Annotated in this window: 13 protein-coding genes; 6 read left to right on the top strand and 7 right to left on the bottom strand. The window is 67.0% G+C overall.

All coding sequences use genetic code 11. The features are described from left to right. Positions 1-2 precede the first annotated feature (2 nt). Positions 3-2,438 (bottom strand): hypothetical protein, encoded by a 2,436-nt coding sequence (locus tag OPV09_RS09050; protein WP_072456295.1) that lies wholly within the window; start codon positions 2,436-2,438, stop codon positions 3-5. A gap of 125 nt (positions 2,439-2,563) precedes the next feature. Next, positions 2,564-3,577 (bottom strand): serine/threonine protein kinase, encoded by a 1,014-nt coding sequence (locus OPV09_RS09045; protein WP_338681321.1) that lies wholly within the window; start codon positions 3,575-3,577, stop codon positions 2,564-2,566. A 103-nt stretch (positions 3,578-3,680) separates the two neighbouring features. Between OPV09_RS09045 and OPV09_RS09040 the strand changes: the two genes are divergently transcribed. The 6 genes from OPV09_RS09040 (at position 3,681) to OPV09_RS09015 (ending at position 10,075) form a co-directional block, all read left to right on the top strand. Beyond that, positions 3,681-4,379, top strand: coding sequence for a UPF0149 family protein (locus OPV09_RS09040; RefSeq protein WP_034759318.1), 699 nt, complete (start codon positions 3,681-3,683; stop codon positions 4,377-4,379). A gap of 77 nt (positions 4,380-4,456) precedes the next feature. Beyond that, positions 4,457-5,392 carry a LysR family transcriptional regulator gene (locus tag OPV09_RS09035; protein WP_072456293.1) on the top strand — a complete coding sequence of 312 codons (936 nt, stop codon included), beginning with the start codon at positions 4,457-4,459 and terminating at the stop codon, positions 5,390-5,392. A gap of 178 nt (positions 5,393-5,570) precedes the next feature. Then, positions 5,571-7,097: an MFS transporter gene (locus OPV09_RS09030; protein ID WP_331778930.1), complete on the top strand. Its 1,527-nt coding sequence runs from the start codon at positions 5,571-5,573 to the stop codon at positions 7,095-7,097. A 28-nt stretch (positions 7,098-7,125) separates the two neighbouring features. Then, complete coding sequence (locus OPV09_RS09025) at positions 7,126-8,208, top strand: HlyD family secretion protein (protein WP_338681320.1); 1,083 nt, start codon at positions 7,126-7,128, stop codon at positions 8,206-8,208. Continuing rightward, positions 8,205-9,644 carry an efflux transporter outer membrane subunit gene (locus OPV09_RS09020; RefSeq protein ID WP_338681319.1) on the top strand — a complete coding sequence of 480 codons (1,440 nt, stop codon included), beginning with the start codon at positions 8,205-8,207 and terminating at the stop codon, positions 9,642-9,644. Before OPV09_RS09025 ends, OPV09_RS09020 begins: the two co-directional genes overlap by 4 nt. Further along, complete coding sequence (locus OPV09_RS09015; protein ID WP_338681318.1) at positions 9,641-10,075, top strand: hypothetical protein; 435 nt, start codon at positions 9,641-9,643, stop codon at positions 10,073-10,075. The genes OPV09_RS09020 and OPV09_RS09015 overlap by 4 nt, the downstream gene beginning before the upstream one ends. 9 nt (positions 10,076-10,084) lie before the next feature. Here the strand turns inward: OPV09_RS09015 and OPV09_RS09010 are convergent, their stop codons facing one another. The 5 genes from OPV09_RS09010 to OPV09_RS08990 form a co-directional block, all read right to left on the bottom strand. Continuing rightward, a complete protein-coding gene (locus tag OPV09_RS09010) occupies positions 10,085-10,873 on the bottom strand; it encodes an ATP-binding cassette domain-containing protein (protein ID WP_338681317.1) in 789 nt (262 codons plus the stop codon). Between the two features lie 8 nt (positions 10,874-10,881). Beyond that, on the bottom strand, positions 10,882-11,934 hold the full coding sequence (locus tag OPV09_RS09005; protein WP_338681316.1) for an iron ABC transporter permease: 1,053 nt from the start codon (positions 11,932-11,934) through the stop codon (positions 10,882-10,884). Next, positions 11,931-12,869, bottom strand: a complete 939-nt coding sequence (locus OPV09_RS09000) for a heme/hemin ABC transporter substrate-binding protein (RefSeq protein ID WP_338681315.1) — start codon at positions 12,867-12,869, stop codon at positions 11,931-11,933. Before OPV09_RS09000 ends, OPV09_RS09005 begins: the two co-directional genes overlap by 4 nt. After that, positions 12,857-13,942, bottom strand: a complete 1,086-nt coding sequence (locus tag OPV09_RS08995) for a hemin-degrading factor (RefSeq protein ID WP_338682247.1) — start codon at positions 13,940-13,942, stop codon at positions 12,857-12,859. The genes OPV09_RS09000 and OPV09_RS08995 overlap by 13 nt, the downstream gene beginning before the upstream one ends. 212 nt (positions 13,943-14,154) lie before the next feature. Continuing rightward, a complete protein-coding gene (locus tag OPV09_RS08990; protein ID WP_058051029.1) occupies positions 14,155-15,054 on the bottom strand; it encodes a DMT family transporter in 900 nt (299 codons plus the stop codon). Between the last annotated feature and the right edge of the window lie 212 nt (positions 15,055-15,266).

Raw genomic sequence — 15,266 nt, 5'->3', positions numbered from 1 at the left:
GCCTAGCGCGAACGCCAGACGGCTCCCGCGTCATTCGGCTGCGTCAGCCGCTCGATCACTTCCCGCGTCAGACTGGCCGAGCTCACCTGTTCGGCTTTCGCGCGGGCGGCGGTCAGGGAGCTGGAAAACGCGCTTTGCGGTTGCTCCAGGCTGGCGCGCAGGGCGGCCAGTTCGCGCTCCTGCTGCTGCGCGCGCTCCAGCTCCCGTTCCAGCAACTGCTGCTTGGCGGCGGCCATCGCACGCGTCGTCTCGGCCGCCTTGCGCTGCAGGGCCGCATGGGCCTGGGCGCTGGCCAGCAAGGCTTGCTGCGCGTCGAGTTTCTCGCTGGCCGCTTGTTGCGCGGCCAGTTCCAGCTGCTCGCGCTGGCGCATGGTGTCGAGCGCCTGCTGTTCCATGGCGGCGCGCGTTTCGGCGGCCGCCGTCGCCTGCTTTTCCGCTTCCAGGCGGCCGGCGATGGCTTGCGAGGCGCGCTCTTCGGCGCTGCTGGTCTGGCGCTGCTGCACCAGTTTTTGCGCGATCAGGGCCAGCGACTCGCGTTCGGCCGCGACGAAATCGCGCTCGGACGCCAGCAGCGCATCGGCCGCTTGCGCCTTGTCTTCTTCCACGCGGGCGCGCTCGCTATGTACCTGTCCCAGTTCCACGGCCAGGCGCGCCTGCGCCTGCACGGCTTGCGCGGCAGCCGCTTTCTGTTCGCCTTCGACCAGGGCCTGGTCCATCAGGATGCGGATGGCGTCCGCTTCCTTTTGCGCCGCTTCCCGCAAGGCCTGTTCGGCTGCGTGCTGGCCGCGTAGCAGTTCCGCTTGCGCGCCTTCGGCGGCGATGCGTTCCTGCGCCGCGTTGAATGCCAGCGCTTCCGCTTCCAGTTTTTCTTTCAGGGCGACGATGGCGGCTTGTTCCGCGGCCAGGCGTTCCTGCTCCGCTTGCAGCAGCTGCTCCGCCTGACGGGCTTTTTCCTGCGCCAGTTGCGACGCTTGCTCCTGCGCGGCCAATGTCGCCTTGCCGGCATCGACTTCGGCCTGCTCGGCTTCGTTCTGGCTGGCGGCCAGCTCCGATGCCTGGCGCGCCAGTTCGGCCCGTTCCTGCGCCAGGCTGGCGGCGCGCTGCTGCTCTTCCAGTTCACGGGCGGCGGCCACGGCGGCCGCCTGCTCGGCCGCTTCGCGTGCCTTGGTTTCTTCGAGGGCCGCCGTTTCCGCTTCCAGCTTGGCGTGGCCGGCGATTTCCGCATCCTGTTCGGCGGCCACCCGGGCCAGCGCCACGGCGCGCAGCTGGCGGTCCACCTCGATGCGTGCCTCGGTGGCGGCAAGGATGCGCACGTCGGCATCGCGGCGCGCCTGCGCGCTGGCCACGGCGACCATTTCCAGGCGTTCGCGGTGGATGGCCGCGTCGCGCAATTCCTTTTCCGTCTGCAGGCGCAAACGCAGCGATTGCGCCGCATGGCGTTCCGATTCCGCCTGCGCCAAGGCGATGGCTTCGCGCTCCTGTTCCAGGTGCGCCAGCGCGCGCGCTTCTTCCAGGGCGCGCACTTCGGCGGCGGCGCGGTTAAAGGCCGATTCCAGCGCGATCTGGTCGGCGCGCTCGCGCTGCACCGTCAAGTCCAGCGCTTCGCTTTCCGCTTCGGCCAGCATCTGCGCCGTCTGGCGCGCACCGTGCGCATGGCGCTCGCGTTCACGGGCCAGCACGGCCACTCGTGCATCGGCCGAAGCGATGCCCACCATTTCTTCCTTGGCCGCCTGCACGGCGGCGACGCGCTCGACGGCCTGCAGGCGCGCCTGCTCCGTCTGCACTTGCAATTCTTCGGCGGCGCGGGCGGCCTGCTCGGCCAGTTCCGACTGCACGGCCACCTGTTCGCTGGCGCGCAAGCGGCTTTCCTGTTCGGCACGCGAACGCTGTTCGGCCGCCAGGCGGATTTCGTTATCGGACTCCACGCGAGCGCGCAGTTCGGCCGTCTCCTGCTTGACGGCTTCCAGGCGGGCCACGCTCGCTTGCGCGGCGGCACGCATGGTATCGAGACGTTCGCGGTTGGCGGCAATCGCTTCTTCGGCTGCCTGCGCATTTTGCTGGGCAGCGGCGGCGGCGGCCGCGTCGATGGCGGCGCGATCCTCGGCCAGCGAGCGCACGCGCGCCTCGGCCAGGGCCCGGCTTTCGGCGGCGCAGGTAGCTTTCGCTTCCGCTTCCACGCGGGCAATCGCCTCGTGGATGGCTTTCAATTCCATTTTCTGGCGTTCGACGGCGGGCGCCTTGCTGTCGGCTTCAGCTGCCGGCTCGGCCTGCGGTTCGGCTTGCAGCTCGGACGCGATGGCAGCAGCAGGCGCTTCCGCCTTGCTTTCCAGGTCCTTGAAATCATGCAGCGAGACGATGCTGTCCTGGTCGAACTCGTCGTCGGCGGAATACGCGACGGTGAGGGAGGCGGCCTGGCGCTGATTTTGCTGTGCTTGCATGATTTCTCGCTTGTTCGGGTGAATTCCATTGCTTCTAGGAATTTATTAGCACCATTATCGAACAGGCATGCACAAATCAGCGCGGCAAGAAGAGGGGCGTTTACCGCCCTTTTCGGGCGTTTAGGTCAAACAGGCCACAATGGCGCTTCATCCATCAAGGCCACCTGCTCCCTGAGTTCCAATATCCGGTCCTGCCAATACCGCTGCGTGTTAAACCACGGGAAGGCGACGGGGAAGGCGGGGTCATCCCAGCGGCGCGCCAGCCAGGCCGAATAATGGATCAGGCGCAGGGTGCGCAGCGCTTCGACCAGGTACAGCTGGCGCGGGTCGAAATCGCAAAAGTCTTCGTAACCGGCCAGGATGTCGCTCATCTGGCGCACCTGGTCGCTGCGCTCGCCCGACAGCATCATCCACAGGTCCTGGATGGCCGGCCCCATGCGGCTATCGTCGAAATCGACAAAATGGGGACCGGCGTCCGTCCACAGCACATTGCCGCCATGGCAGTCGCCGTGCGTGCGCAGCATGGCCACGTCGCCCGCGCGGTCATAGCAGCGCTTGACGCCATCGAGCGCCTGCTGCGCCACGCTGGAATAGGCGGCCAGCAGTTCGGGCGGCAAGAAATTGCCCCCCAGCAAAAACTCGCGCGGTTCGACGCCGAACGTCTGGTGGTCGAGCGCCGGCCGTTCCTTGTAGGTCGACAGCGCGCCGACGGCGTGGATGCGGCCGATGAAGCGCCCTATCCATTCCAGGGTGGCCGGGTCGTCCAGCTCTGGCGCGCGGCCGCCGTGGCGGGGGAAGACGGCAAAGCGGAAGCCCTGGTACTGGTGCAGGGTGCTGCCATTGATGGACAGCGCCGGCACCACCTGGATTTCGCGCTCGACCAGTTCGGACACAAACGCGTGTTCTTCCAGGATGGCCGTATCGCTCCAGCGCGCGGGACGGTAAAACTTGGCCACCAGCGGCGCGCTGTCTTCGATGCCCACCTGGTAGACGCGGTTTTCATAGCTGTTCAAGGCCAGCAGGCGGCCATCGCCGCGCAGTCCCACGCTGTCGAGGGCGTCGAGCACGCAATCGGGGCTCAGGGCGGAAAAGGGATGGACGGGCCGGTCGTCCTCGTGCGGCTGGTTTTCATTGTGCATAAGCGACATTGTAAGGCGCGCGCGGGCCGCCGGTGCAAACACTTGGGCGGCAAGCCGCAGCAAGGCGTATACTGGCGCCTTACATTCAATCAAAGAGCAAGCCATGCAACTCGAACAGCCATTATCAGAAAAAGAATTTGACGAATTAGACCAATTCCTGTTGTCGGACCGGTGCTCCGAAGACGCGATGACCATGGATATGCTGCACGGCTATCTGACGGCCGTGGCCATCGGTCCGGAACCGATCATGCCGGCCGAGTGGTTGCCGCGCGTGTGGGGCGAAGATGTCAACGACGCGCCGAAGTTCAAGAACAGCAAGGAAGAAGAGCGCATCGTCAACCTGATCATGCGCTTCATGAACGAAGTGCTGGTGACGTTCGAAGTGGCGCCGAAAGAATTCGAAGCCCTGTTCGTCGAGCACGACTACGAAGGCCAGACCCTGATCGACGCCGAAGCGTGGTGCTGGGGCTTCTGGGACGGCATGGAACTGCGTCCGGGCTCGTGGAACGAGATCTGGGATTCCGAAGTGGCCGAACTGATGCAGCCTATCTACCTGCTGGGCGCCGACGAAATCAAGGAAGAAGAACTGAAACTGGTGGAAGACCCGGTCAAGGCGCACAAGCTGGCGCAGGAACTGGAAGCGAACCTGCCGGCCATCCACCGTTTCTGGGTCCCGCGCCGCAAGGCACCGGTGCAAACCATGAAGCGCGAAGAGCCGAAAGTGGGCCGCAACGACGACTGCCCTTGCGGCAGCGGCAAGAAGTTCAAGAAATGCTGCGGCGCCGAGCCGGCAGCCGAGTAATCGCGCAGTAGCATCCCTGTTGCGCCGGCGTCCTGCCGGCGCAGCGCCGGCGCTGGCCCCCGGGCTATAATCGGCGCATGAAACTCCCCGACCTGAACCTGCTCGTCGCCCTCGACATCCTGCTCGAGGAAGGCAGCGCCGTGGCCGCCGCGCGGCGCATGAACTTGAGCGCGCCGGCCATGAGCCGCACCCTGGCGCGCATCCGCGACGCCATCGGCGACCCCGTCTTCGTGCGCTCCGGGCGCGGCCTGGCGCCCACCCCGCGCGCGCTGGAATTGCGCGAGCAGGTGCGCGGCGTGGTGGAGCAGGCGCACGCCATCTTCACGTCGGGCCGCGAAGTCGACTTGCGCACCCTGGAACGCACCTTCAGCCTGTGCGCCAATGACGTGTTTGTCGGCGCCTACGGCGGCAAGCTGCGCGACCTGCTGGCCGTGCACGCGCCGCACACCGTGCTGCGCTTCGTGCCCGAAGGCGACGGCGCCACGGAAAACGACGCCCTGCACGCGGGCCGCATTGACCTGTACATCAGCGCGCGGCGCGCCTTTGCGCCCGACATCAAACTGCAGCAGCTGTTTAGCAGCGGCTTTGTCGGCATCGCCCGCAGCGACCACCCGATCTTCGACGGCCCCATCAACCTCGACAGCTTTACCGAGTACGAACATATCAGCGTCTCGCGGCGCGGCCTGGCGCGCGGCCCGTTCGATACGGCCCTGGCGGAGCGGGGCTACACGCGCAGGGTTTCGCTGATCAGCCCCAACTTCCAGTCTGCCATCTTCGCCGTGGCCGATTCGCGCCTGCTGCTGCCCTTGATGCCCACACCGCTGCTGGCCATCGTCGAGCGCCTGGGCCTGAAGCTGCGCACGTTCGAACTGCCCATCCCCGTCGACAGCGTGGAAGTCTTCCAGGCCTGGCACCCGCGCCTCGACCACGACCACGCGCACCGCTGGCTGCGCCGCATGATCAAGGAGCTGTGCACGGGGTCAGACCCTTGCGGGTCTGACCCCAGCATTTGATTGGGGTTGATCTGAACTCACACGCCAAACCCAACGACAAAGACCGGGGTCAGACCCACAGGGTCCGACCCCAACCATCATTGCGCCAGACGCAATTCACACTTCCTTAATTATCAATTTTCACAAGATTAACGGCTACCTATACTGCGTGGACTGATCCTCATCCACGGAGTTCCCTGTGTCCGCTGTCCCCCTTCCCGGCGCCGCCCCTGCGGCCGCGCCGCCTCCCTCACCTCCTATCTTCGGCCTGCGCCTGGCCACGGGCCTGACCGGTGTGCTGCTGGCCGTGCTGGTGTCAGGCCTGAATGAAAACATCACCAAGATCGCGCTGGCCGACATTCGCGGCGCCATGGGCATCGCGCGCGACGACGCCAGCTGGCTCGTGGCCCTGTATGCGGCTGCCTCGGTGTCGGCCATGGCGTTCGCGCCGTGGTGTTCCGTCACGTTCTCGCTGCGCCGGTTGACGGCCGCCGCCATCATCGTCTGCATGGCCGCCGGCCTGCTATGCCCGTTTGCGCCGAACCTGTCCGTGCTGATGTTCCTGCGCGTGGTGCAGGGCGCGGCCGGCGGCGCCCTGCCGCCCATGCTGATGACGGTGGCGCTGCGCTTCCTGCCGCCGAACATCAAGCTGTATGGCCTGGGCGGCTATGCGCTGAGCGCCACTTTCGGCCCCAGCCTGGGCACGCCGCTGGCCGCCTTCTGGACCGAGTACCTGGGCTGGCAATGGGCGTTCTGGCAAGTCGTCCCGGGCAGCATCGTCGCCCTGCTGATGGTGTCCTGGGGCTTGCCGCAAGACCCGCTGCGCCTCGAACGTTTCCGCCAGTTCGACTGGCGCGGCCTGCTGCTTGGCCTGCCCGCCATCAGCATGCTGGTGGTGGGCATGCTGCAGGGCGAACGCCTGGCGTGGTTCGCCTCGCCGCTGATCTGCGTGCTGCTGGGCGGCGGTCTATTGCTGCTGGTGCTGTTCTTCATCAACGAGTGGTCGCACCCGCTGCCCTTCTTCAAGCTGCAGCTGCTGTCGCGGCGCAACCTCAGCCACGCCCTGCTGACCCTGGGCGGCGTGCTGTTCGTGCTGCTGGCCGTGATCCTGATCCCCTCGTCCTACCTGGCGCAGGTGCACGCCTACCGCCCGCTGCAAACGGCGCCCGTGATGCTGATGGTGGCGCTGCCGCAGCTGGTCGCCCTGCCGCTGGTGGCCGCCATGTGCAATCTGCGCGCCGTCGACTGCCGCTGGGTGCTGGCCATCGGCCTGAGCATGCTGGCCCTGTCCTGCGTGCTGGGCGCGCGCATGTCGCCGGACTGGATACGCACGCATTTCTACCTGCTGCAAGCGGTGCAGATCTTTGCACAACCGATGGCCGTGATTCCCTTGCTGCTGCTCGCCACCACGGGCCTGGCGCCGCAGGATGGACCGTTCGCCTCGGCCTGGTTCAACACCATCAAGGGCATGTCGGCCGTCGTCGCCACCGGCGTGCTCGATGCGCTGATCACGCGCCGCAACCATTTCCATTCGACGGTGCTCAGCGAACGCCTGGGCAACCTGCCGGGCGCCGTCGATGTGCCAGGGCTGGCACAGCGCATGCATGCGCAAGTCGTCACCCTGACCTCGTCCGACCTGTACCTCTGCGTGGCCGCCATCGCGCTGGCCATGATTGTGATCATCCCCATCCTGCCGACGCGCGTCTATCCGCCGCGCGCCGCTTGAATTTTCATTTTTACGAAAGAGCCTCACCATGAATGTCCCCATACTGCGCTCGCGCGCTTTCCTCCTCGGCCTGGCCCTGCTGGCCTGCGCCCTCGCCTTTTGCGCCTGGCAACTGCTGTTTTCCCGCAGCGAAGAACAAGGCACCGACGACGCCTTCGTCAGCGCCGACTACACCGTGCTTTCTCCCAAGGTGGGCGGCATCGTGCGGGAAGTGCTGGTGGAAGACAACCAGGCTGTCAAGGCGGGTCAGCTGCTGGCCCGCATCGACGACCGCGATTACCAGGCCGCCGCCGCCTCGGCACGCGCCGAAGTAGCGGGCGCCGAGGCGCAGCTGGACTATGCCCGCGCCACGGTGCAGCGCCAGCAATCTGTGATCGAACAAGCCAGCACCCTGGTCGAGGCCAACCAGGCGGAAGACAAACTGGCGCAGCAGGAACTGGCCCGTTCAACGCACCTGGCCGGCCAGGGCGCGGGCAGCGTGCAAAACGCCCAGCAGGCGCAATCGCGCTACGACGTGAGCCGCGCGCGCCTGGCGCAAAACCGCGCCGCCCTCGTCGCCACCCGCAAGCAGACTGACATTTTGCAAGCGCAGCAAGGGGCGGCTGAAGCGGCCCTGCTGCGCGCCCGCGCCAACCTGCAACGGGCCGAACTGGATCTGTCGCATACGCAGCTGCGTGCTCCCATCGACGGCATCGTCGGACGCCGCGCCGTACGCGTCGGCGCCCTCGTGGCGCCCGGCGCCAGCCTGATGGCCGTGGTGCCACTGAACCGCAGCTTCGTCGTCGCCAATCTGCAGGAAACCCAGCTCACGCACGTGCGCCAGGGCCAGCGCGCCAGCATCGCCATCGACGCCTATCCTGGCGTGCTCCTGCACGGCACCGTGCACAGCATCGCGCCGGCCACGGGCGTGACGTTTGCCGCCATCGCGCCGGAAAACGCCACCGGCAACTTCACCAAGGTGGTGCAGCGCATCCCCGTCCGGATCGCGCTCGACCCGGAGCAGGACGGCGACCGGGACCGGGGCACCCGCCTGCGCGTGGGCATGTCGGCCGAAGTGCGCATCGATACGGCCGCGCGCCGTCAACAGCTGCAACAGGTGAGCGCGCGATGAAAGCACTGATCTTGATCACGGCCCTGGGCCTGGCCGGCTGCGGCAGCGTCGGCACCGACTTCCAGCGCCCGCCCCATGACCTGGGTCAGCAATGGCGTCAGGCGGAAGATGCCCGCTTCGCGGCGGCACAGGATGGCGCCATCGAGCAGCACTGGTGGGACGGCTTTGGCGACGCGACCCTGTCGTCCCTGCTGCGGCGCGCCGCCGGCGCCAACCTCGACGTGCTGGCGGCCGCCAGCCGGCTGGAACAGAGCCGCGCCGCGCGCGGTGTGGCCGGCGCCGCGCAAGGCCCGTCCCTGGGCGCGAATGGCGGCTACAGCCGCGCGCGCAACAGCGAACAAGGCTTGAGCGACCCGTCGCGCAACAACGGCCAATCCGCCTACAGCCTGTGGCAAGGCAACCTCGATGCGGCCTGGGAGCTGGACCTGTGGGGCCGCGTGCGGCGCGAAGTGGAAGCGGCCGACGCGCGCGTTGACGTGGCCCAGGAAACGCAGCGCGGCGTGCTGCTGGCCGTGCTGGCCGAGACGGCGCGCGACTACATCGAGTTGCGCGGCGCGCAGCAAACCCTGGCCATCACGCAGCAGCTGCTCGACATCGCCCGCCATACCCTGGAGCTGACCCGCATCCGCCTGCGCGAAGGCGCGGCGACGCAGCTCGACGAGGCCGAGGCGGCGGCCCACGTGGCCACCATCGAAGCGCGTTTGCCGCCGCTGCAGCAGCGCGAAGCGCGCCTGGGCAATGCCCTCGCCCTCTTGCTGGCGTTGCCACCGCAAGCTTTGCAGGCGGAGCTGGCGGCTGTCAAGGACATTCCCGCCGTGGCCATGCAGGTGCAGCTGGGCGTGCCCAGCAGCCTGGCCGAGCGGCGTCCCGACATCCGCCGCGCCGAAGCGCAGCTGCACGCGGCCACGGCCGCCATCGGCGTGGCGCAAGGTGATTTTTATCCGCGCATCACGCTCTCGGGCAGCATCGGCCTGCAAGCGATGCAGCTGTCCGACATCGGCTGGGATGCCAAGCGCTTTGCCTTCGGTCCCGGCTTCAGCGTACCCCTGTTCGATGGCGGCCGCCTGCGCGGCAACCTGCAATTGCGCGAAGCGCAGCAGCAGGAAGCGGCCATCGCCTACCGCCAGACGGTGCTGGCCGCCTGGCACGAGGTGGAAGACGCCTTGTCCGGCTACCAGGCCAACGCCCGCCGCCAGGCCAGCCTCGATGAAGCCGTCAAACAGGGACGGCGCGCGCTGGGCAGCGCGGAACTGCAGTACCGCCAGGGCGGCACGGACTTGATCAACGTGCTGCACGTGCAAAACACCTTATTGAACAACGAGGCGGCGCTGGTCGACAGCCGCGCCACCGCGTCGCTGTCGCTGGTCCAGGTTTACAAGGCGCTGGGCGGCGGCTGGCAAGCCTTTTCAAGCACCTCGCAAGAAAGTACCCAATGAAACCGAATCCCGCCCATTTTTCCATCCACGACGTCAGCGACTTTCCCATCGTGCGCTTTCGCCCTGAAACGGCCGTTACCGGCTATGCCCCGCTGTGGGAAAACGACATGGACGCCCTGCTGCGCCACGGCGAACCGTTCGTCATGCTGTTCGAAGAGGAGCGCAGCGATGAAGCGCACGTCGACCGCAAGCGGCGCGGCCTGTGGCTCGAGCACAACAAGGTGGCGCTGGCCGCCATTTGCCGGGGCCTGGTGTCCATCGAAGCGGACGCGGAACAGCGCGCGTGCCTGCAAGCGATGGCCGCTGGCGCCATGAAAGCGTTCGGCATCGTGCAGGAAGTGGCGGCCACACGCGAACAGGCCGACGCCCTGATGGTGTGGCTGCTGGGCAGCGGCCAGATGGCGCGGCCGCGCGCGGCGGACGTGTGGTGAGTGAGTCGGTCAGGCCGCCCTGCGCACCGCGCTTCTGGCAGGGATGACGCACACGTGGCCGTCGCTGCTGGTCGCCGTCGTCAGGGCGATGCCGTACAGCGCGGCCAGGGCGGGCACGGCGCCGGCATCGCTGGCGATGTCTGCGACCAGCTGGCCCGAACGCACGAGCAGCAGCCGCTCGAAACCCAGCAAGGCGTGATTGATGTCGTGCAGGATGGCGATGACGGCGTGGCCGCGCGTGGCGCAGAACTGCTGCAGGCTGTCGAGCAGATCGAACTGCAGCCCGGGATCGAGCGCCGCCAGCGGTTCATCGACGAGTATCAAGCCATCGCGCACATCCCACATCTGCGCGAAGATGCGCGCCAGCTGCACCCTCGCCTGCTCGCCGCCGGACAGGGTATCGAGGCGGCGGCCCAGCAGATGCCCGGCGCGGGCCAGGGCGGCAGCGTCCTGCACGATCCGTTCCAGCTGCGGGTCGACCAGGCGCGCCACCCGTCCCAGGCCGATCACCAGTTCGCACTGCAAGCCGAAGGCCACGTTCGAACCTTGCGGCAGCACGGCGCGGCACCGCGCCAGGTCGGCCAGCGGCCACTGCGCCAGGGGACGGCCGGCAAGCACCACCTGGCCCGCCTGCGGCTGCAGTTCGCACGCCATCAGTTTCAACAGCGTCGACTTGCCCGCGCCGCTGGGGCCAAGGATGGCGATGCGCTCGCCGGGCGCCACCCGCACAGTGAAGGGGCCGAAATACTGCTGGCCCAGTTGCGTGGTGGCGAAGGAGAGTTCCAGCAAGGGCGTCATGTTCACCTCTAGGCGGTGCCGTGGCGGAAGCGCCGCAACAGCATCAGGAAAAATGGCCCGCCCAGCAAGGCCGTGAAAATGCCGACGGGGACTTCCGCGGGAATGGCGACCGTGCGCGCCAGGGTGTCGGCCAACAGCAGCAGCAAGCCGCCGGCCAGCATGGACAGCGGTAGCACGCGGCGCTGGTCGGCGCCCAGCCAGGTGCGTACCAGGTGCGGCGCGATCAGGCCGATAAAACCGATGCCGCCGCACCAGGCGACGGCAAACCCTGTCAGCACGGCCACCAGCACGATCACCTGCGTGCGCAGCCGGCCCACGTCGACGCCCACGTGCAGCGCCTGCGCCTCGCCCAGCGCCAGCGCGTTCAATGCGCGCATCAGGTAGCGCGTGGCCCACAGCGCGCCCGCCAGCACCAGCAGCAAGGCCGCCACCTGGCGCCAGCTGCCGGCCGACAGCGAACCGAGGGTCCAGAAAGTCAGGGTGCGCAACTGGTCGTCGCTGGCCAGGTAGATGCACAGGCCCATGACGGCCACCGTGATGGCGTTCAGCGCCACGCCCGTCAGCAGCAGGCCGACGATGGAGCCGGGCGTGGCCCAGCGGGCGACCCTGTCAAGCAGCACGCAGATCAGCATGGCGCCCGCAAACGCGGCAGCCGGCAGCAGCCACACGCGCAGCTCGGGTGCCACGTGCAGGCTGGCGGCAAACACGATGGTGGCCGCGCCCGCGCAGGCGGCGCCGCTGCTCACGCCCAGCAACCCCGGGTCGGCCAGCGGATTGCGGAACAATCCTTGCGTCAGGCCGCCGGCCAGCGCCAGCGCGGCGCCGATCAGGGCGGCGAACAGGGCGCGCGGCAAACGGATATGCCACAGCACATAGGCGCCGCCGGACAACGCCTCGTCGCCCGCTTGAAACGGCGCCAGCCAGTCAGCCAGCGTCACGGGCACGGCGCCCGCCTGCACGGCGATGAGCAAGCCGCCAGCCAGTGCGGCCGCCAGCATTCCGCCAGCGCCCCAGCGTGGCCAGCGCCATGGAGCGGCGGACACCACGGAGGCCACGTTCATGCAGCCATGGCTTTCGCAAAGGCGGCGTCGAGTTCCATGAGCGCCTGCGGCATGCGCGGGCCAAAGCCCAGCAGCAGCATGGCTTCCAGCGACACGATGCGGTGCTTGCGCCCGGCCGGCGTCTGCGCCAGGCCTGGCAGTTTCAAGATGCCGTCCACGCCGCCCGAGGCCTTCAAGCCCTGGTCCGTGACGAGCACGATGTCGGGCCGCGCGGCGATCACGGCTTCCGGCGTGAGCGGCTTGTAGCCGGCGAATCCACCCTGCCCGCCCATCACATTGACGGCGCCCGCATACGCGAGCATGGCGTCGGCGCCCGTCTCGCGCCCGCCCACCATCACCTGGTTCGGCGCATGCGCGAGGATGAACAGCACGCGCACGGCTGATTGTACCGGTGAGTGGCTGCGCTGGCGCACCTTGCCCAGGGCGCCGTCCCACTGCTGCTGCAAGGCTTGCGCCAGGCGCGCGGCGGGGTCGGGCCGGCCCGTGATCTGGCCCACTTGTTTCACCCGTTCGAGCAAGCCTTCGAATTGGTTATTCGCGTTCAGCACCGCCACCGGCACGCCTGCATCGCGTACCTGGCGCAGCACGGCTTGCGGCCCCGCTTCCTCGGTGGCGATCAGCTGCGTGGGCGCCAGCGACAGCACGCCCTCGGCCGACAAGGTGCGCGCATAGCCGACCTGCGGCAGCTGTTGCGCCACGGCCGGATACAGCGAGGTCGTATCGACGCCCACCAGTTCGCCCTGCGCCTCGAGCGCATAGACGATTTCCGTCAGGGCGCCGCCCACGCTGACGATGCGCCGCGCTTTCGCCACGGGTTTACCCGCGTCGGACACGGCGGCCAGCACCTGCATCGGCGCGGCCAGCGCCAGGGCTCCCGCCCCCATCTTTTTCAGCGCGATGCGGCGCGCCACGCTGGCGGCGATCATGCGGCGCATAGTTCGCCCTCCTGCGCCACCCGGTCGACGATATGGCGCCATTCGCACAGCTCGTGCACGCCCGGCTTGCGCTCGCCGAAGAACATGACGATGGTGTCGCCCTTGGCGTCAAACAGTTCCACGGACGTCACCAGGCCATCGACCGTGGGCTTTTTCACCACCCAGGCGCTGGCGATATGGTCTTCGCGCAAATGCAGGTTGAAGCGCGTGTCGAGGATATTGATCCACGGCCCCATCACGGCGATCTTGTGCACGGGGCCCGAATGGATCTGGATCATGCCGGCATTGCCGACGAAAGCCATGATCGATACTTTTTCAAGCGCGGCGTCCTTGAGCAGGTCGAGCACGCAGGATTTGTCGAGCTGCTGCACGAAACGGGACTCGGCCAGGCGCAAGCCCTGCAGGCGCGAGACCGAGTATTTTTTCAGCATGGTGAAAAATTCATGCGTGTCGCGCAAGTCGGCCCAGGCGGCGCGAAAGCCGGCCACGTCGATCTGCGCATCGGGCAATTCGGCCGGCGCCGGCGCCGGCGGCGCCACGGCGATGCCGGGCGCCTGGTCCGCATCGGCAAAATGCGTCACCAGCGCGTCGTAGGCGGCAATATCGCTTTGCGGCTTCAGAAAAATCTTGTGCACGGCCTGGCCGGCCGCGTCGAAAAACTGCAGGCTGCGCTGCACTTCCTTTTCTCCCATCTCGCGTACGGCAAAGCCATGCGCCCACTGGCGGTAGAACACACGCAGGTCGATGTCGCCACCGAGCACCAGGCCCACGTGGTTGTTGTGGCTGGCTTTTCGATAGACACCCGTCTTTTCATGCACGCACGAAGCGTTGCGCGTCAGCGCCATGACTTCGCCCAGCGGTTCCAGCGCGGCAATGATGGCGGGCCAGTCGGGCTGCAGGCGCTCGGCGCCCAGCAAGGCGCCATTGGCCAGCGACAGGCCCGCATGTGCGGCGATCAGCTCGCCTTCGGAAATGCCCAGGTCTTCGGCGATGTCGCGGTGGCGGGCTTTTTTCTCGCGGCGCAGGCGGGTAAATTCGCTGGTGACCAGCTCGGTATTGCAAATAGGGGGCATGCTCGACACGGTGTCTCCTTTCAAGGCGAACACTGGCTGGCATGGGCTGGCTGGTGGTGGGGGAATCTTGAAGTCAATTATAAATGAGAATCATTCGCAATAAAGTGTTATTTATGTGAAGAAAAACCGCGCAAAAAAAAGCGCCGCGACAGGAAACCTGTCGCGGCGCAAAGGAGACCGATCGATACAACCGATCAGTTCGGGAAAAAAGGTCAGGCGCTCGCTTGCACGGCCGGCATGGAGACCGGCTTGGCAGTGGGCCGCTGCGCCAGCAAGACGACGGCGGCCAGCACCATGGCGCCGCCCAGCAATTGCGTGCCGCTGACGGACTCCTTCAGCAAGGTCACGCCGAACGCCATCGTGATTACGGGCTCGAACGTGGAAATGATGGACGCCTTGGCCGCGCCGATCTGCGCCACGCCGGCAAAGAAGGCGGCAATGGCGATGGCCGTCGAGAACAGGGCGATGGCGCTGACGGCAAGCCAGCCCGTCGCCGTGCCTGGCAAGGACACGCCCTGCCACAAGGCGATCGCGCTGTTCGACAGGCCTGCCGTACCCAGGATCACGACGCAGGCGGCCAATGGGTGAATATTCTCGCGGCTTTTCGACAGGCTGTTGCCAAACAGGATGTACACGGCGTACACGCCGGCCGCCATCAATGCCAGGGCGATGCCGATGGGCTGACCCTGCAGCTTGCCGCCCAGGGTGATGGCCATGCCGGCGATGGCCAGCGCCATCAGCACCAGCATGCGGCGGTCCAGTTTTTCCCAGCCCAGCGCCAGCGCGAGGATGGTGACCAGCACGGGATACACGTACAGCAGCATGCCGCACAGGCCGCTGCTTGCATACATGAGGGCATTGAAATAGCCTTGCGACTGGGCCGTGTACATCAGGCCCATCAGCATGTAGCCGGCCAGCAGGCGGCCGCGCGGCAAGCGCCAGCCACCGAGCCACACGAGCGGCAGCAACAGCATGGCGGCGATGACGAAACGCAAGGCCAGCATGGTCGACGGGTTGACCCCGGACGCATATGCCGCCTTGGCAAACACTGCGGAACTGCCGAAACCGGCGGCCGACAGCAACACCAGCGCAACAGCGCGGCGATCAGACATGACTAACCTCTTTGAGTACACCTGGGCAAACCTGCTGCGTATCGCGACGGTTTTCCAGGCGTTGTAACGTTGTAAATATAAATGCCCAGCAAGGCCGGGAGATGATGCATGCGTAAATCCTATTGCGGGTCGCTTCACGCAGTGACGGCATCATATTCGCTTGCGCAAAATGAAACAAACCAATATTCTTCACGGATAGGCCAAATATTACT

Origin of the sequence: Janthinobacterium sp. TB1-E2, assembly GCF_036885605.1 — a bacterium.
Taxonomy (GTDB): Bacteria; Pseudomonadota; Gammaproteobacteria; order Burkholderiales; family Burkholderiaceae_D; genus Janthinobacterium; species Janthinobacterium aestuarii.
The sequence above is the reverse complement of the archived record's forward strand: the minus strand, read 5'-3'. Positions and strand labels throughout refer to the sequence as shown.